This is a genomic window from Mesotoga sp. H07pep.5.4, from assembly GCF_003664935.1.
Taxonomy (GTDB): domain Bacteria; phylum Thermotogota; class Thermotogae; order Petrotogales; family Kosmotogaceae; genus Mesotoga; species Mesotoga prima.
In genome coordinates, this window is sequence record NZ_JFHM01000014.1 from 53,639 (window position 1) to 69,612 (window position 15,974).

The window sequence follows — 15,974 nt, forward strand, 5'->3', positions numbered from 1 at the left end:
CATTACTTTTTCGGAGTGTATTCCTGAAAGTTGAATGAGCGTTGAATAAGATCGTGAGCCTGCGATAGGTCGCTTAGTTCTCCAAGACCAAGCATCTGCACTATGATGTTACCCGTGGCAGTTCCTTCCGCCGGTCCTGCGACTACCGGAAGCCCTGTGTAGTCTGACACTAACTGGCAGAGAAGGCTGTTGCGAATGCCACCGCCCACCATTCTAATGTTCCTTATTGACCGGCCGGTTATTGACTGCAGTTGTTTTCTTGTCTGCTCTGTCTGGTAAGCGATTCCTTCGATAGCGGCTCTCACGATCTCTCCCCTATTTTTCAAAGAGATTCCGAGCTTCTCGGCTTCGGAGAGTATAGCCTTCTCCATGCTTCTCGGTTTTCTGAAGGCTTCGGATTCCACATCTATTTTTCTCTCATAGCTTCTGACGGTCAGCGCCATCTCGGTCAATGCAAAGTGATCGAGATTCGGATTCGATTTCTTCCACTCCCTGAGGAGCTCTTGAACCAACCATAGACCGGTTAGATTCTTGAGCAGGCGGTACCTTCTTCCGTAGCAGCCCTCGTTGGCAAGGTTGTTTTCGATAACGTCGTCATTTCTGGAAGGTTTGTCGATCAACACCCCCTCTAGGCACCAGGTTCCGGCGCTGACGAACATCGAATCATCTGAAAGATCCATGGACGAAACGGCCGACGCCGTGTCGTGGCTTGCGGGCAGAATAACCTTCAAGCCCTTTATGCCAAGCTCTTCCGCAACTGAGGGGAGCAGTTCTCCGGCGATTTCCCCTGGATCTACGATCGGAGTCATTATGTCCGGTAGATCGAAGAATCTTATAAGCTCTTCGCTCCAGTCGTTTCGATCGGGATCGAAGAGTTGTGTGGTAGTGGCGAAAGTGAACTCTGTCAGCTTCTCCCCTGTGAGGAAGTAGGTCAGGAGTGAAGGCATCGGGAGAAGGGCATCTGCCTTTTCAAGGTAACGGCTGTTTTTACGTTTGAGAGATATGAGCTGATAGAGAGTGTTGAATGGCTGAAACTGTGTTGGAGCTCTGTCGAAGATCCATCGCTTGCCGGCCTTCTTTATTGCGTAATCCATGGAATCATCTTTGAACATGTCTCTGTAATGTCTGGGATCACCCTGAATCGAACCAGAACTGTCGATGAGACCGAAATCCACTCCCCATGTGTCGATTCCTACGCTCCGGATCTCAATTCCCATTGCTGAAGCCGCCTTTATACTTTCCACGACATTCTTGTAAAGCGAAATGAGGTTCCAGTGAGTCGAACCCGCGACATGAATAGGCTCGTTCGAAAAGCGATGTACTTCTTCCAGAACCAGCCTGTTTCGACCGTACTTTCCAACGAAGGCCTTGCCGCTGGAGGCACCGATGTCTATGGCGAGGAATCCGATCAATGGTCCATACCCCGTTCTTTAAGGAACTGGTTCACTTCGCTTTCGGCTGGCATCGAGCTTGCTCCGCCATATCTTGTTGCGACGATCGCCGCCTCTGCGTTTGCGAAAGTGAGAATGCTTCCCAGATCTTCTTCGGTAAGACTACGCAGTTCTTCATCGCCCATATTGTAGAGCTTAGAGATTACTGCGGCCATAAAAGAGTCTCCGCAGCCCGTTGTCTCGGCCACTTTCACCTTGAACCCCTCTCTCTTAACAGAAGTCCTTCCGCGATAAACAGTGGATCCTCTGCTTCCGAGGGTGAGAAAGACGAGCGTGTCCGGTCTGACTTCGAGCCGAGACAGGGCCTCATCGAGATTGTCGCTGTCACATATGTATAGCAGATCGTCGTCGCTGAGCTTGAGAATGTCGACTCTGGAGATGATTTCTCTGACTGTGGCCCTGAATGAATCGTGATCCTCTATTGCGCTTCTTCGAATGTTGGGGTCGAATGAAGTCTTGACTCCTCTTGAACTGAACCTTTCGAACAGCTCTAGATAAGTGGATGCCGACGGTTCTTCCAGGAGTACTATCGCGCCAAAATGAAAGAGGGAAAAGTTAAGAGGGTCGATCTCTTCGATTTCTTCTGATTTGAGCGATAGATGGGCTGCATGATCCCAGTAGAATCTAAATTCCGGCTTTCCCTCGCCGTCCAGAGCGGCAAAGGCTATAGGTGTCTTCGTTCCATGTTCTCTAATCACGTAGCTGGTAGAAATTCCAAGAGACTTCAGATATTCGAGAAGTGCGCTACCAAATTCGTCCATGCCGATTTTGGCGAGAAATTCCATAAGAACTCCCAGTCTGTGAAGACCGACAGATATGTTGAAAGGTGCACCACCCGGTTTCTTTTCAAACAGGGTGGTGCCTTCCAGGCCTTTCATAGGTTCTCTAGAGATAAAATCGAAGAGGATCTCTCCAGAGCATAAAACCGGTTTGGACCGATCTCTCATAACTTGAAGTCAGCCTCGAACCTGTTGAGATCATCTGCCGGAAAACTACCCTGAACGTATTCAGCTGCGATCTCGATGGGCAACGTGAGATCATGGACACCCAGTGAGATAAGTTTGTTTGCGCTCTCGATATCCTTTATACTTGCCGCAATGATTCTAGGGGCGTTTGAGTGCCAGTCACCAATGTCTAACATCTCCGTAATTCTCAAGTCAGCATCTATTCCCGCCTTCACCATTCTGTCGAAGTACACGGCCACATACTCAACTTCCATGCTGACCGCGGCGTAGTACTGCTGTAAAGTGTAAACGGCCGTAGCACAAACTCCAACTCCAATATCGTTCAGCTGAGGAACAATATTAGAGGCCTTCTGCGGATCCCAGGGCAGTTTGATAGTAAAGAATTCGGGATCGAAATCGCTCTTCTTTATGAATTCCTTCACCTTCTGAATCCAGTCGGTCGAAGAGAGGCTACCCTGAACGAAGTGTCTCTCGCCCGGGACCTTTGAGAGGAATTTCATTGCATCCATAAGACCCCATCCCGGCCTATCTCTTTTCAGTATTGTGGGGTTAGTGGTGATTCCGGCAAAGACAGGCTGTTCAACGAGTTCAACGCTCTTTTCACAAATACCGTCAATGTATAACATTATCAGGCTCCTTTCTTAGTAACTATATGTCCCGAAATGCAGTTTACTCTCCAAGAATCTGGTAATCAATACCCTTTATATCACAGAACTGTACCAGTTCCTCTACGAAATCGCCGTAAACACCGTGAGTGTGGTTGCATGGGTAGTATCTCAGGAAGGTATCCATGTCAGTATCCAGCTTCACATAGGCATGTGGCCATTCGATCTGAACCTTCTCCGACAGCTTCTTTTCTTCTGCTTCGGAGAGCTTAACGAACTCTCCCGGTACTATTGTCATGATGTACTCGCCGTTCTGTCTCGCAAGCCTGGCAAGGGTAACTCGCCCAGGTGCCGCAAAATGCTTTACGGCAGCTCCTCCGGCCGGGAAGTAGAAGTCCTCGGGATACAGTTCTACGTGTTTGAGATTGTCTTCGGGATTCATAGATTTTCCTGCAAAGTAGGTCGCGTGAGTGCCCGAGTTACAGAGGTCGAGAAGGTCTTCTTCCTCGAAGTAGTGTCTCACGTCTGCAAACAGAACTGGAGACTGAGCGATATGCTTGAAGATTTCCATGGTCAGAGCTCCATCCATATCCGTTTCGGTGGCCGCAACGATTGTTTCCTTTGAACCGTGCCAGTCATACGGATCATTGAGGAAGGCCTCTACTATGTCCATCGTTGCGTAGTTGTTTGTCATCTCGGGCTGACCTTTGAATCCAACAAAATCCAGTTCGTACTCTTTTATGATACTTAGCGCGGCCTCGTAGAGCGCGATCTGCTTCTCCAGTTTTTCAGGTGTAAGCTGTTTGCCGTCATACTTTACAGTTGCAAGCTTTTCAAGCCACTCTCTAGCTGCTTTTGTGACGTCTTTTGGTACTTTCTCCGCCCTGACTACCAGTTCATACTGGTCGATCTGTTCCACATCGACACCGAACTCCTTCAGCCACTGATCACCGTTGGCCGAAGCCGTGTACATTCCCATCGGACGGCCGCCGAACATACCGTATCTTTCACCCTTCAGTCTTGCGGCCGCTGAAGCAGCCCTCACGAAGTGCATTACCCTTTCAATTACATCTGAATCTTCGGGATTGCCCCATACCCTTTCAGGCATTATTCCGACCTGTTCGAGGGCACCTGCTGCCGCCAGCTGGCCTACCATACCGGGGTAAGAGGGATTGATCTGTCCATAGGTGAGGAAAGGACCTGGTGCATAAAGCGAGGCCATTACGGAAAGATGCGGCCAGCACCAGATAGCGTAGTTGAATATCGTGGCCTCAACCTCGGCCTTCATCAGTTCCTTGCCGGCCTTCTTCGCGAGGGAAGGCTTCCAGACTATATCGGAGGCTGTGACAACTTCCACTTCACCCGTTGCTTCAAGGGCCTTAACCAGCCTGTCTTGAAACCCCTTGTTCATTTCGATCAGATCGTTGTGAACGAAATCGCGCCCGTCGGAAAAAGTGATCACTCCAACCTTTCTCTTTTTCATTGAGCATTCCTCCTCTTTTCGGTGTTTTGTTCGAGCTTGTCTATATGAGCTTTGACACAGATTTTCTTTGAAGCAGTTCCGCCTTCAGCACAACTTTCGATTTATCACCTCTTGTTCCGTCTATTTCGCTCAGCATAATCGTGGCGGCAATCCTGCCGATGTCCTTCACAGGCTGTCTGATCGTCGTCAAGGGTGGCTCGATCAGTTCGTTCATGGAATGGTCATCGAAGCCTACAATCGACAGATCACCGGGGATTTTCAGGCCCATCCGCCTTACGGTTGCAACTATGACCTCATTGAGAAACTGGTTTGTGGATATGATCGCATCCGGTCTCCTGTCCGATTTCAGAACAGACTCCAGTGACAGCGAAGCCCTTTCCGCGTCCACTGCATTCTCGATAATCCAGTCTGCGTTTATTTCAATGTCCAGCATCTTGCAAGCCTCCAAAAAGCCCATACGTCTCTCTTCTATTGTATAGATTCCCTTTTTGTGAAGGACTATTCCGAGTTTCCTGTGACCGTTCTCCTTTAAGTGCAACACTCCCTGGAGAATCGCCTGTCGGTTGTCGAGGGTTACCGAGCTTATCCTATCAAGTCCTTCGAGAATCCTATCGTAGAAGACTACGGCGATGTTTCTCCTGACTGCCTCTCTGTAAAGTCGTGAGTTGTTTCTTCCATCCTCACCCCCACAGGGCGAGGAAAGTATCCCCTCGACGCCGTGTTCGAGGAGCCATTTGATGTAGATTCTCTCTTTCTCGAAATCCTCGCCGATGTCGCAGACGATGAATTTGTAGCCTCTAGGAAAGAGCACGGTCTCGACTCCGCTCATGAAATCCAGAAAGAATGGATTCCTGATATCCGACACGATGAGACCCACAGTCTGGGTCTTTCTTGTCTTCAGGGATTTTGCGGAGGAATTGGGAATGTAGTTCAATCTCTCGGCCGCGTCGACTATCTCTTTCCTCAGGGAAGGACTCACTCCCGGCTCATCGGAAAGCGCTCGCGATACGGACGACGGTGATATGTTCAATTCGTTTGCTATGTCTTTTATCGTTGTCTTCTTCATCACTGGGGATCGCAACCTTTCGCAAACGTTTGCGTTCATTTTCATTATACTATGGGTCGTCCTTGATTGAAAAGCAAAGTGGTAGCAGACAGACGTAGAGAGAGCTCAAGTAGAATAAGTCAGTCTTTGTGTGTTTTCCTTGATAGGGAGAGTATTCCAAGTATGTTTGGATTGGGTTCTATAGAGGAAAGCTCAATCTTTACCTTCTTTCCTGGAACTCTGTAGTAGTTCTCTTCAATGGTCTTGAGTATTCTGTCGAAATAGTACCGGTTCTTCCCGAGACTTCCTCCGATTACCAGTACCGCAGGATCGAGAGAATCCATGAGGTTGCAGAGAAATCGTCCAAGAGTTTCAGAAGCTTCGGTTATCATTTCTTTGAAGACCGGCTCGTTCAACTCTGCGCGATCTATTATCTCTTTTGTGCCGATCTCGATTCCAAGCGAATCATTTGCTCTAATTTCAAGGCCCCTGCCGCCTGAAATCGCTTGCAGGCAACCGCGGCGACCACAAGTGCAAAGCGGGCCATTCGGTTTCACTATCGTGTGGCCGATCTCTCCCGCTGCGTTGTTTGCTCCCCGCAAGATTTTCCCCCGGACGACCATTCCCATGCCTATTCCCGTACTGACGGTAACGTAGATGAGCGATTCAATATCCTTTCTAAATGCCCATTCTCCAAAAGCCGCCGCATTGCAGTCGTTTTCGATTACACCTTCGGTACCGAGAAAGGAAGAGGCTCTTCTGAAGAACTCCACGTCTTTCCACCCGAGGTTCGGCGACCAGATCAACTTGCCCTTTTCGGGACTGACGGCACCTGCCGTGCAAAGCCCCCAGCGGTTGATATTTCTACTTCCTTTCATGCGAAGACAGATGTTACTAAGTTGCTCGAAGAAACTGTCAATTCCTTCAGCCGGCCTGGTGGGAATTTCTTCCGATGAATAAGGCTCCACTTCTTTCTCATCGAAAGCCGATACGAGAGTCTTGGTACCTCCAACGTCGATCGCTATGTCAACTGCTGGCATTTACTGCTCTCCGAATTTTCAGGATTCTTTCAAGAACCTCCCCTTCTCTTTCCTCATCAAAAAGGTTTCTGTTTGCTATGTAGGAACCGATTCCGAGCGCAACGGCGCCTGCTTTCATGTATTCTGTAGCGTTTTCGGCCGTTACTCCACCGAAAGGCATGAATTTGACTGTGGGAAACGGACCCCTGTACGCTTTTAGCAAATTCAGACCCTCTGCATCGCCGGGGAAGAGTTTCAGAAAGCTGAATCTGTTATTCAGCGCCGTCTGTATATCTGTAGAAGTGTAGACTCAGGGTATATAACTTATTCCATCCCTTGTCGACAACTTTGCGATTTTCTCACTAAATCCAGGGCTGAGAACGAAATCGGCATTCGAGCGAAGCGCTCTCGAATAAGCCGTATCATCGTATACTGTACCGGCCCCGATCACGAGCTTTCCGTAGAATTCCTTCTTGAGTTCGTGCAGTATCTCAGATGAAGATTCGTCGGAGAAACTGACTTCCAGAATCGTCAAGTCGTTTTCCAGCAGCATTTCACACAACTTCCTCGACTGATCAAGCGTAAGACCCCTAATTACTGTCAAGACCTTTTCTGTCATTAGTCTTTCAAACACGGTAAAATACCCCTTCTTTCGCTTACCGACAGAAGATAATCTCTGCATTTAGTATATCAGGAGGTATCGCCACATTTCCCCGCTGAAAAGGAAACTGTCCATTTGAGTATTATGTCTTTTGTGGCATATCGTTGCTCATGTTAATGTAATAATGTGCTTCTGAAAACATTTTCAGATCTCTCATCGCTATTCGACAGAGACACCCGCGTAAAGTGTCGAAACATTTCCATGGTTTTCAACCGTGCTATAGAATTCGAACTCTATTAGAGAGACTCCTATTTTTAGAGCTTCGAAATCGAATAACCGCTTTCCGGGTTCGGCGGTTGCCATTGGAAAGTTCGAGATGTTACCGGGAGAAGATTGGCTCTTCGAAGGGTCGATGTACCTGTTATCTATGAGTCTCAGGATTTCGCTATCTCTCCGCACGCTCCATGAAAATCCAGCCGATAAGTCTTCCTCAGTAGTGGCTGCGAATAGATCACCCGACTTATGAAACCCGGAGAACTGTCAAGGACCGTTACATAATCAAGAATACACTCACTTAGAGTTCTGTCATCCATTTCTACATTGAATACCCTTATGTCAACAGCTTTTTCTTCGCCTTCCCATTCTCTGTAGAGCTTGAAAATAATCGCAAAGCTTCCCAAGGTTTCTGGACTGAATAACCAGGTCACTTTCGAACCGCCACCTTGGACAGCTTTTTCAGATTGGTCAACGGAGCTTTCCTTCGAAAAAAGTGAAAAGGCGTTAGCTTCTGATGAATAGTAGTGCCATGTATAACCGGTCAAAGCTTTCTCCACAAGTTGGGCCTTCAAGCGTTGTTCGTAGCTGATTCAGTTTAATTATCGGGATATTTGATTCTTCTGAATCTCCTATGCCGGCAAGAAGAGTTCCATAGAAAGCCACAAATACAATCGTCATTATTAAAGAGATTATGTGATAGTCTTTGAAAGCGATAAATACCGCCTATTCTGCTTCTGTTAGAAAACCTAACAGTGTAGGTATTTGACGATCTCCAGAGAGAAAGGATCAAACGGGAAGAAAGGATCCAAAGAAGAAGTCCTGTTTTCAGCTAAACTCTTCTCTTGTATTTCATAGAGGAGGAATGTCAAAACGGCCGAATTCAATCGCGTCTAATCGTGAAAGACAAGCTCCAATGACGTCTTTCGACTTTTCATCTTTTATCTAATAGTGTGGATTTTTATGACTCAACAAATCAATCATTTGTGTTAATATTTCTTCATGCTATGAAAAAGGGGGGGAAAGTAAATGGAATCCGTTTACAAAAAGCTTCGTATATACAACTTGATAATGGGTTTTCTCCACCTTGTTCAGGGAATCATAATGCTGATAGTAAGCAACGATTCTTCTTTGACGATTACGAGAAACTACCTGGAGTTTGACCGGGAGATAATGCGACTGGTTCCATCAACCGAGAACTTCATGGATCTGAAGATGGGTCCTTTCATCGCGAGTTTCCTCTTCATGTCCGCCATAGCGCATTTCATAGTCTCAACCTTTGGCTTTGGGTGGTACGCAAGAAATCTTCAGAAAGGAATTAATTACGCCAGATGGTACGAGTATTCCATCAGCTCTTCGGTGATGATTGTTGCCATCGCTATGTTCTCGGGTATGCTTGACATAGTTAGCCTCATGCTGCTGTTCACTGTCAACGCCCTAATGAACCTCTTCGGGCTTATGATGGAACTTCACAATCAGACAACCGAAAGGACAAACTGGACGGCCTTTATCTTCGGCTGTATTGCCGGGGCGGTCACATGGATAGCTGTCTTCGTATACTTCTTTACATCTCTTGGAAAGGCTAATGTTGAATTCCCGTCTTTTGTTTATGCGATTCTCATTACTTTCCTAGTTTTCTTCAACAGCTTTGCGATAAACATGTTTCTTCAGTACAAGAAGATCGGTCCCTGGAAGAACTACCTCTTCGGCGAAAGTATGTATGTTCTTCTCAGCCTTGTTGCCAAGAGTGTCCTTGCGTGGCAGGTTTTTGCCGGAACGCTCAGGCCAGTTTGATAAAAGTTTTTAAGGAGTATCGTGAGACCCCGAAAGGGGTCTCTTTGTTAAGATAATTCCAGGAGGATATAGATGCCAAATCTCTACTTCTATGCCGGTTCAACAAATCCGGAGCTGTACGAGCTTCAGAATGAATTGATCGACCCAGAAAGGAAAATAGAGAAGGTTATGGAAGAGTTCTGCGATTTCGAAGGCAGCGTGATTGTCGATGTTGGAGCAGGCTCAGGCTTTCATTCACATATGTACGCAAGCACTGCCTCCATGGTTTACGCCGTGGAGCCGGATTCGGGAATGTTAAAACAATTGATATCGAGGCAAGCCCGTGACTTCAGATCGAACTTCTGTGTGTTGAAGGGATTTGCTGAGGACCTTCCACTGAAATCTGATCTGGCAGATATCGTGCACGCCAGACTTGCGTATTTCTTTGGCCCGCCCATGAAATACACAGAGAGTTGTGAAGAGGGGATTGAAGAAGTCAAAAGGGTCCTGAAGACCGGCGGGTATTTCTTCAATATTCAGAACAACTACTCTTCAGGCCAGTATGCGGACTTTCTCGAACTATCATATGGTCGGGACCTTAAAGGGCTTCAAAAAGAGATTTCCGATTACTTCGCATCTAAGGGCTTTTTGGAAAGGATTGTGAGAACAAAATGGAGAGCAAAGAACCGTGGGGAAATCGAAAAGGCCCTTACGCTGGAATTTCCGATCGAGAAGGTGGGGCAAATCATGAAAGCCTTTTCCGGCAACGAGTTCTCACACGACTTTTCAATATTCGTCTTCAAGAAAAGAACCAGAGGCGAAAATGGTTAGAGTCTATCTTTTAGGTCATTCGAGTTGCTTATTGAATTATCATGGACACATATTTTCTCCCCAGATCGATAGGGTTACGAAAGTTCAGTGGTTTTTCGGTTTCTTGCAGGGGTAGTGATGTGGAAACATGAAAAGAAGAATTGTAATACCCTATACCAGTTTATGGTATGATACTTTCATTAGTAAGTGGAATATTTCACAAATTTCACATAAAGGGGTGGTGTAATGGCCCTGCAATTCATCTCTCTACTGGTGATCTCCTTTATCATCTGGCTGGGCTTAGCCGGGAGTTTTGCCCTTGCCGAGATACTTCTTGGGCTTGTGGTTTCGACTGTTGTAGCCATAATCTTGAGCAAGTACTCAAGATTCCGGATCGGTCTGGATTTTCCTGTTCGCGTCTTCAGATTCGTATTCTCCTTCCTTCCAATCTTCATTATGGAAATGGTAAAGGCAAATATCGATGTAGCCAAAAGAGTCTTGAATCCTTCTCTTCCGATAAACCCTTCGATGGTAGAAGTTGAAACGGATTTGAAAGGGGAGATCTCGAAGCTCACTCTGGCCAACTCAATAACTCTCACACCTGGGACCTTGACAGTTGACATTGGTGAAGACCGTCTCCTGGTTCACTGGATAGACAAGAAGACCAGTGAACCCGAGAGAATAAGAGAAGAGATCTCGGGAAAGTTTGAGAAGAGAATAGGGGGGATCTTCGAATGATAGGCTTCTCCATCTTCTTTTCGCTAATACTCATTGGCGCCGCTCTGACTCTATACAGATTACTGAGAGGGCCGACGGTTCCCGACAGAGTCGCAGCACTGGATATATTGAACGTGATGATTACTAGTGCAATAGTATTGTTTTCTCTAATCGATGGCAATCCTCTCTTTCTAGATATAGCGCTTGTTTATGCTGCGCTCTCGTTTCTTGAGACCATAGTGGTTGCCAGGTATCTGGAGGGGAGAAGATGATCATACTAGATATTGTGGGATATGGGCTCTTATCTGTAGGCACATTTTTCTTTTTCCTGGGAGGCCTTGGAATGCTGAGGATGCCCGATGTTTTCAACAGGCTGCAGGCCGGAACGAAGGCAACTACACTGGGTTCGTTCTCCGTGATACTCGGTGTGGGACTGATAAATCCACAGTGGCTGCTGAAGACCATAATCATAGTCGCCTTCATTGCTATTACAAATCCTGTCGGGAGTTCAGCGATAGCCAGAACGGCCCTGAAGAAAGGAATAATACCGATAACTTATCAGGAATCTCATAAGGAACCGGACGGTCTCCCCAAAGGGGGTGGGGAAGAGTGAACGTATTCTCGTTCATAATCGGAGTGGTAATGGTGGGACTGGCTATTTTCGCGATTGAGGCGAATAAGCTGTTGACTTCCGTGATAATGCTCTCCGCAATGGGGCTTCTGTCTGTCATACTGTTTGTTATCATGAAAGCTCCGGATGTCGCAATAACGGAAGCTTCTGTTGGAGCCGGCCTCACTACGGCCATATTCCTCCTCTCCCTTAGGAAGCTGAAACGAGCTGATGTAGAATGAAGCGGATGATCTCTGCACTTATAGCTCTTCTTTTCTTCTTCATGATCGTAACCGTTCTGAATACCGACTCTTCAGATTCTATGGGGATTCCAGGATACGGTGATGTGAAGCTCTCGGAAAGAGTCTCAGCGAAATACATCGAGAAATCGGTCAATGGTAATGAAGATGAGATTAAGTTCGGAGTAACTGCAAACGCCGAAACGGGTTCGGCAAACATGGTTACTTCGATAGTCGTCAATTACAGATCATTCGACACCCTTGGAGAGGTGACGGTTCTCTTCATTTCGGCGACCGGGGTTGGACTGCTTCTTGGAGGGGGGAGAAAGAGGATTCGTTCGGCAATATCTGTCAGTCCAGTTGTCAAGACCGCCTCGCGCGTAATCTCCCCATTGCTAATGGTGCTGGGGATATACATATTCGTTCACGGCCATCTAACACCGGGCGGAGGATTCCCCGGTGGAGCAATAATCGCAGCCGGTTTCTTGCTGCTCGTTGCGGTTGACGATGAAAAGAGGGCTTCAAAGGGACTTAAGATACTGGAGGGTACAATGGGACTTCTCTACGTTCTCATAGGTATAGCCGGCCTGTTGATCTCAGGTTCCTTCCTTAAGAATTTCCTTCCCACGGGTGTGGTAGGAGAGCTTTTCAGCGCAGGAATTATACCGGTTGTTTACTCTGTAATCGGTCTCAAGGTTGGAGCAGAGCTTTCCGGAATTGTAGATGACTTCATTTCGGAAGGGGGCGATGAAGTATGATCCAGTACTTCTCTATGATGCTGGTAGCCGTGGGTTTATACGGCCTTCTTTCGCAGAAAAATCTCGTTAAGCTAATAATATCTCTAAATATCGCAGAGATCGGAGTCAACCTCTTCATTGTCTCTATTGGTTACATAGAAGGGGGAGCAGCTCCTATTCTTTCTTCGGTCAGCGACAACTCGTCTCTTCTCTTTGTTGATCCTCTTCCCCAGGCTCTAGTTCTGACTTCTATAGTCATCGGGGTTGGCATAACAGCCCTCGCACTTGCGCTTATTGTTTCTGTAAACAAATCAAGGGGCACGATAGATATCTCGGAGCTCTCGAGTAGAGGAGGAGATTCCGAATGAATCCCGTATGGTTAATTGCGATACCCCTCGCGCTGGCCTTTGTGAGCGCCTTCTGGAGAAGTGTATCCGGTTGGGCTCTGCTTGTAGCAGCCTTCTTCAACGCTTTCGCTGGGGTTTTCGGAGTAATGTTCCTCACCGATACAAGCTTCTCTATTGGCGGGTGGAAGGCTCCGTATGGTATCAGCTTGCTCGTCAACGACGCTACGAAGCTTTTGCTTCCCGTTGCAAATATTCTCTTTCTTTTTGCAGTGTTGAGTTACCTACGAAAAGGGAATGAGACAACGAAGTACTCGGTGGTTTTCTTGGTGGCTCTTGCCTCACTGAACGGGGTCCTCTTGACAAACGATCTCTTCAACCTCTTCGTTTTTCTCGAGATCGCCGGTATCTCCGCCTATCTTCTTGCATCTACTGGAGAAGGCAGCGGTTCAAAGGTTGCATCTTTCAAGTATCTGATGATAGGATCGGTAGGATCGCTGTTGTATCTTCTTGGGATTGCGATTCTTTACGGGGCAGCGGGCACTCTGAACATTTCCGAACTTGCTGCCAGGGTATCGTCCGGCCAGATAAGCGGGGATGTGACACTAGTTTCTTCACTTCTTATTGTTGCGGGTCTTGGCGTCGAATCGAAATTGCTCCCCTTCAACGGTTGGGTTCCCGACGTTCTGACGAAATCGTCGCGTGTGGCGACACTGGTTCTTGCGTCGGTCTATCCGCTCGCAATGGTGAATGCATTTTCAAAGGTCCTTCTCGCCGTTGGAGATGATCGCGCGATGACTCTCGTCATTCTTCTTGGAACGGCAACTGTCCTTGTAGGCGAGGTCCTTGCTTTCAGTCAGAAGTCGTTGAGAAGAACGCTTGCCTATTCAAGCATTGCTCAGTCGGGCCTAGCGATCTTTCTTGTAGGGATCGGGAGCATTGAGGCAATCACGGCATCGATAATGCTTCTTATAAACAACGCCCTCTCTAAATTTATGCTATTCTCCGTTGACGACCAGGTTATAGATGAACTGGGCCGAGACGATAGAAACACCCTTAACGGGTACGGCCGAAAGTCACCGATAGTCGGGGTAACATTCGTTGTCTCCGCGCTTTCTATCGCAGGTATGCCACTCTTCTTCGGATTCAGGGGAAAGCTGAACGCAATCTCGGCCAGTTTCGAAACCTCTATCGCCGTTCCTGTAGTAATTCTCATTGCAGCGGCCATTGAAGTTACATATTACTTCAGTTGGATCTTCTCCTTCTTCAAGCCGGTCGGAACAGCTCATACGCCTGAGAAGAGAATGGTTCCATCGGTGGAGTTCGTTGCCTTCGGGCTGGTGCTAAGTACGGTTATAGTCTTCCTCGGGGTAAGCTCCGGGGAGGCTTTCACAATGTTTGAGAGAGCCGCGGATTCTCTTGTAAATGGCGTTCTGGCAATCGGAAAGGCCATTCTGGGAGGGATGTAGATGAATATACTCTTTGTGATAGCGGCATCTCTCTTTGCCGCTCCGTTGTTCTTTCTGGTTTCGAAATTTAAGAAGAATGCTGCATATGTTGCGTACGCCGCGTTCCAGATATTTATCTTTGTCTATGTATTTTTCTGGGGAGGTAACGGAGCATCATATGAAGTGGTTGGGATAACTGGAAGACTCAACTTCAATTTCTCTATGACCCCCGTTAACTGGTTTTTCGCTTCGATAGTGATGCTAATTATATCCATGACTGCGGTCTTCATGCTTCCTCTAAAGAAAAGCCCCGCCAAGGTCTTTCTGCTTAGTCTTGTAACTTCAGGAGTGGTCGGTGCGGTCTTCTCGGCCGATTTCCTTACTTTGATGATCTTCTGGGAGATTTCCACATGGGCCTCTCTGATTCTCATAATTCAAGACAAGGAAAAGTCGACTGGAGAGGCGATAAAGTATGCCGCTATCGCGGCGGTGGGAAGTTATTCAATGTTGTTCGCGATCTTTTATATGGAAAGCAGGCTGGGAACCGTCGAATTTTCCAGTGTGGCTTTGAAGATCGAGAGCCAACCGATCGGTGTTCAGCTCACAATCTTCATAGCCTTGGCGGTAATGGTTCTTGCAAAGATGGGAACTTTCCCTCTCCATACATGGCTTAGGGGCTCACATTCTTCTGCACCAGACGAATTCAGCCCCATCCTTTCCGGAGGACTCACAAAACTCGGTGGCTTTCTGCTCTTCACCATGACGATTGTTTTCCCCTCCTTTAAGGTTTTCGGCAAACTTCCCCTTTTTAACGGCATTCCGATCGTAAATTATGGATTTGCCCTCCTTGGGGGCATTTCGATAGTAGTGGGAACGGTTATGGCTATACGAATGGAAGACGCCAAAGAACTCATCGCCTTTTCGACTGTAAGCAATTCAGGCTATATAGTGTTGGCCCTCGCCATTGGTGGAACCTACGCGACTGCCGGAGGGATGATGCACATTCTCAACCACGCAATGGCATCTGCCGCCATGTTTATGGCGATAGCTGCGGTAGCCTACAGGACAAAGACTACGAAAATGCACGAGATGGGAGGACTCATAATGAAGATGCCCGTCACCTTCGCCGTTTATCTCGTTGCGATTATTTCGGTGGCTGGAATTCCTCCTACAAGCGGATTCGTGTCGAAGTGGTTGATCTATCAGCAGCTAGTGCAGGATGGTTTGCCGTTTCTAGCCTTTGCCGCTTTCTTTGGAAGCATAGGGTCATTCATGTATGTCTTCAAACCTCTAGCGGGGATTTTCCTGGGACAACTGAAGCCCGAACATGAGAAAGTTAGAGAAGCGCCGCTGATTATGCTTGCTCCGATGGCCTTTCTGACATTTCTTACTGTTTTCTGGGGAGTCTTCCCGAGCAACGCTATAAGATCGATCAACAGGATTACGGAATCGGTTGGCGGAGGAACTGTCGACGTGACTTTCTCGAGAATTGTCGCACTTACTGGGGAATGGGATTCAGTTTTGGTTACGACTGCCTTCGCGATAGGCTTCGTGATATCGTTGTTGATCTTCATGCGCGCAAAGAAGGCCAGACAGGTAGATCTTCTAGACAATTACACGGGCGGGGATTTTCTGTACACCGCAGAGCTTTATCACTTTTCTTACAGGATGTACAGGCCGTTCGACAGGTTATTCGAAAAGTGGCCTTCGATGGAAAACTGGCTTTCATCGACTTCTGAGAAGATTAAGGAGCTTGGAGCCCTGTTCAAGGCAGTCTTTTTCAACCGTAATCCTCAGGTATACATTGCTTTGACTGTTATTGTGCTTCTTGGCGCCTTCTGGTGGTTGAGGTGA

The 15,974-nt window shown here is 47.4% G+C and carries 17 protein-coding genes and 2 pseudogenes; 10 read left to right on the forward strand and 9 right to left on the reverse strand.

Annotated features, from left to right (window positions below; genetic code table 11):
- Positions 1–2: 2 nt before the first annotated feature.
- The 9 genes and pseudogenes from Y696_RS08325 to Y696_RS08365 form a co-directional block, all read right to left on the reverse strand.
- Entirely contained in the window at positions 3–1,412 is a 1,410-nt protein-coding gene (locus Y696_RS08325; protein WP_121510247.1) for a rhamnulokinase family protein, read from the reverse strand.
- On the reverse strand, positions 1,409–2,398 hold the full coding sequence (locus Y696_RS08330; protein WP_121510248.1) for a carbohydrate kinase: 990 nt from the start codon (positions 2,396–2,398) through the stop codon (positions 1,409–1,411). Before Y696_RS08330 ends, Y696_RS08325 begins: the two co-directional genes overlap by 4 nt.
- Complete coding sequence (locus tag Y696_RS08335) at positions 2,395–3,042, reverse strand: transaldolase family protein (protein WP_099773063.1); 648 nt, start codon at positions 3,040–3,042, stop codon at positions 2,395–2,397. The genes Y696_RS08330 and Y696_RS08335 overlap by 4 nt, the downstream gene beginning before the upstream one ends.
- Before the next feature lie 43 nt (positions 3,043–3,085).
- Positions 3,086–4,504 carry an L-fucose/L-arabinose isomerase family protein gene (locus Y696_RS08340; RefSeq protein ID WP_006489189.1) on the reverse strand — a complete coding sequence of 473 codons (1,419 nt, stop codon included), beginning with the start codon at positions 4,502–4,504 and terminating at the stop codon, positions 3,086–3,088.
- Positions 4,505–4,544: 40 nt separating this feature from the next.
- Positions 4,545–5,570, reverse strand: coding sequence for a LacI family DNA-binding transcriptional regulator (locus tag Y696_RS08345; RefSeq protein ID WP_259459897.1), 1,026 nt, complete (start codon positions 5,568–5,570; stop codon positions 4,545–4,547).
- A 119-nt stretch (positions 5,571–5,689) separates the two neighbouring features.
- Positions 5,690–6,589 carry an ROK family protein gene (locus Y696_RS08350; RefSeq protein WP_121510250.1) on the reverse strand — a complete coding sequence of 300 codons (900 nt, stop codon included), beginning with the start codon at positions 6,587–6,589 and terminating at the stop codon, positions 5,690–5,692.
- Positions 6,576–7,250, reverse strand: a pseudogene (locus Y696_RS08355) (bifunctional 4-hydroxy-2-oxoglutarate aldolase/2-dehydro-3-deoxy-phosphogluconate aldolase). The gene Y696_RS08350 and the pseudogene Y696_RS08355 overlap by 14 nt, the downstream one beginning before the upstream one ends.
- Positions 7,251–7,388: 138 nt before the next feature.
- Positions 7,389–7,631, reverse strand: a pseudogene (locus Y696_RS08360) (hypothetical protein); the annotation flags it as partial.
- Positions 7,604–8,017, reverse strand: a complete 414-nt coding sequence (locus Y696_RS08365; protein ID WP_409071681.1) for a protease inhibitor I42 family protein — start codon at positions 8,015–8,017, stop codon at positions 7,604–7,606. The pseudogene Y696_RS08360 and the gene Y696_RS08365, both read right to left, overlap by 28 nt.
- Before the next feature lie 454 nt (positions 8,018–8,471).
- Between Y696_RS08365 and heR the strand changes: the two genes are divergently transcribed.
- From heR to Y696_RS08415, 10 genes are all read left to right on the forward strand, one after another.
- Entirely contained in the window at positions 8,472–9,236 is a 765-nt protein-coding gene (gene heR, locus Y696_RS08370) for a heliorhodopsin HeR (protein WP_121510253.1), read from the forward strand.
- Between the two features lie 72 nt (positions 9,237–9,308).
- Positions 9,309–10,046 (forward strand): class I SAM-dependent methyltransferase, encoded by a 738-nt coding sequence (locus tag Y696_RS08375; RefSeq protein ID WP_121510254.1) that lies wholly within the window; start codon positions 9,309–9,311, stop codon positions 10,044–10,046.
- A 225-nt stretch (positions 10,047–10,271) separates the two neighbouring features.
- Positions 10,272–10,763 (forward strand): Na+/H+ antiporter subunit E, encoded by a 492-nt coding sequence (locus Y696_RS08380; protein ID WP_014731278.1) that lies wholly within the window; start codon positions 10,272–10,274, stop codon positions 10,761–10,763.
- Positions 10,760–11,014 (forward strand): cation:proton antiporter, encoded by a 255-nt coding sequence (locus Y696_RS08385; protein ID WP_014731279.1) that lies wholly within the window; start codon positions 10,760–10,762, stop codon positions 11,012–11,014. The genes Y696_RS08380 and Y696_RS08385 overlap by 4 nt, the downstream gene beginning before the upstream one ends.
- Positions 11,011–11,355 (forward strand): monovalent cation/H(+) antiporter subunit G, encoded by a 345-nt coding sequence (mnhG, locus tag Y696_RS08390; protein ID WP_014731280.1) that lies wholly within the window; start codon positions 11,011–11,013, stop codon positions 11,353–11,355. The genes Y696_RS08385 and mnhG overlap by 4 nt, the downstream gene beginning before the upstream one ends.
- On the forward strand, positions 11,352–11,594 hold the full coding sequence (locus Y696_RS08395; RefSeq protein WP_014731281.1) for a hydrogenase subunit MbhD domain-containing protein: 243 nt from the start codon (positions 11,352–11,354) through the stop codon (positions 11,592–11,594). The genes mnhG and Y696_RS08395 overlap by 4 nt, the downstream gene beginning before the upstream one ends.
- Positions 11,591–12,349: a Na(+)/H(+) antiporter subunit B gene (locus Y696_RS08400; RefSeq protein WP_121510255.1), complete on the forward strand. Its 759-nt coding sequence runs from the start codon at positions 11,591–11,593 to the stop codon at positions 12,347–12,349. Before Y696_RS08395 ends, Y696_RS08400 begins: the two co-directional genes overlap by 4 nt.
- Entirely contained in the window at positions 12,346–12,696 is a 351-nt protein-coding gene (locus Y696_RS08405; protein ID WP_099773077.1) for a sodium:proton antiporter, read from the forward strand. The genes Y696_RS08400 and Y696_RS08405 overlap by 4 nt, the downstream gene beginning before the upstream one ends.
- On the forward strand, positions 12,693–14,141 hold the full coding sequence (locus Y696_RS08410; protein ID WP_121510256.1) for a complex I subunit 5 family protein: 1,449 nt from the start codon (positions 12,693–12,695) through the stop codon (positions 14,139–14,141). The genes Y696_RS08405 and Y696_RS08410 overlap by 4 nt, the downstream gene beginning before the upstream one ends.
- The gene (locus Y696_RS08415; RefSeq protein ID WP_121510257.1) at positions 14,142–15,974 is read left to right on the forward strand and encodes a proton-conducting transporter membrane subunit; all 1,833 of its coding nucleotides are present in this window, start codon (positions 14,142–14,144) and stop codon (positions 15,972–15,974) included.

What these genes read in the sequence shown, in the direction of transcription:
- Y696_RS08330 (WP_121510248.1), bottom strand. Translation starts at nt 2,398, where the DNA reads ATGAGAGATCGGTCCAAACCGGTTTTATGCTCTGGAGAGATCCTCTTC.
- Y696_RS08335 (WP_099773063.1), bottom strand. Translation starts at nt 3,042, where the DNA reads ATGTTATACATTGACGGTATTTGTGAAAAGAGCGTTGAACTCGTTGAA.
- Y696_RS08340 (WP_006489189.1), bottom strand. Translation starts at nt 4,504, where the DNA reads ATGAAAAAGAGAAAGGTTGGAGTGATCACTTTTTCCGACGGGCGCGAT.
- Y696_RS08345 (WP_259459897.1), bottom strand. Translation starts at nt 5,570, where the DNA reads ATGAAGAAGACAACGATAAAAGACATAGCAAACGAATTGAACATATCA.
- Y696_RS08350 (WP_121510250.1), bottom strand. Translation starts at nt 6,589, where the DNA reads ATGCCAGCAGTTGACATAGCGATCGACGTTGGAGGTACCAAGACTCTC.
- heR (WP_121510253.1), top strand. Translation starts at nt 8,472, where the DNA reads ATGGAATCCGTTTACAAAAAGCTTCGTATATACAACTTGATAATGGGT.
- Y696_RS08375 (WP_121510254.1), top strand. Translation starts at nt 9,309, where the DNA reads ATGCCAAATCTCTACTTCTATGCCGGTTCAACAAATCCGGAGCTGTAC.
- Y696_RS08380 (WP_014731278.1), top strand. Translation starts at nt 10,272, where the DNA reads ATGGCCCTGCAATTCATCTCTCTACTGGTGATCTCCTTTATCATCTGG.
- Y696_RS08385 (WP_014731279.1), top strand. Translation starts at nt 10,760, where the DNA reads ATGATAGGCTTCTCCATCTTCTTTTCGCTAATACTCATTGGCGCCGCT.
- mnhG (WP_014731280.1), top strand. Translation starts at nt 11,011, where the DNA reads ATGATCATACTAGATATTGTGGGATATGGGCTCTTATCTGTAGGCACA.
- Y696_RS08400 (WP_121510255.1), top strand. Translation starts at nt 11,591, where the DNA reads ATGAAGCGGATGATCTCTGCACTTATAGCTCTTCTTTTCTTCTTCATG.
- Y696_RS08405 (WP_099773077.1), top strand. Translation starts at nt 12,346, where the DNA reads ATGATCCAGTACTTCTCTATGATGCTGGTAGCCGTGGGTTTATACGGC.
- Y696_RS08410 (WP_121510256.1), top strand. Translation starts at nt 12,693, where the DNA reads ATGAATCCCGTATGGTTAATTGCGATACCCCTCGCGCTGGCCTTTGTG.
- Y696_RS08415 (WP_121510257.1), top strand. Translation starts at nt 14,142, where the DNA reads ATGAATATACTCTTTGTGATAGCGGCATCTCTCTTTGCCGCTCCGTTG.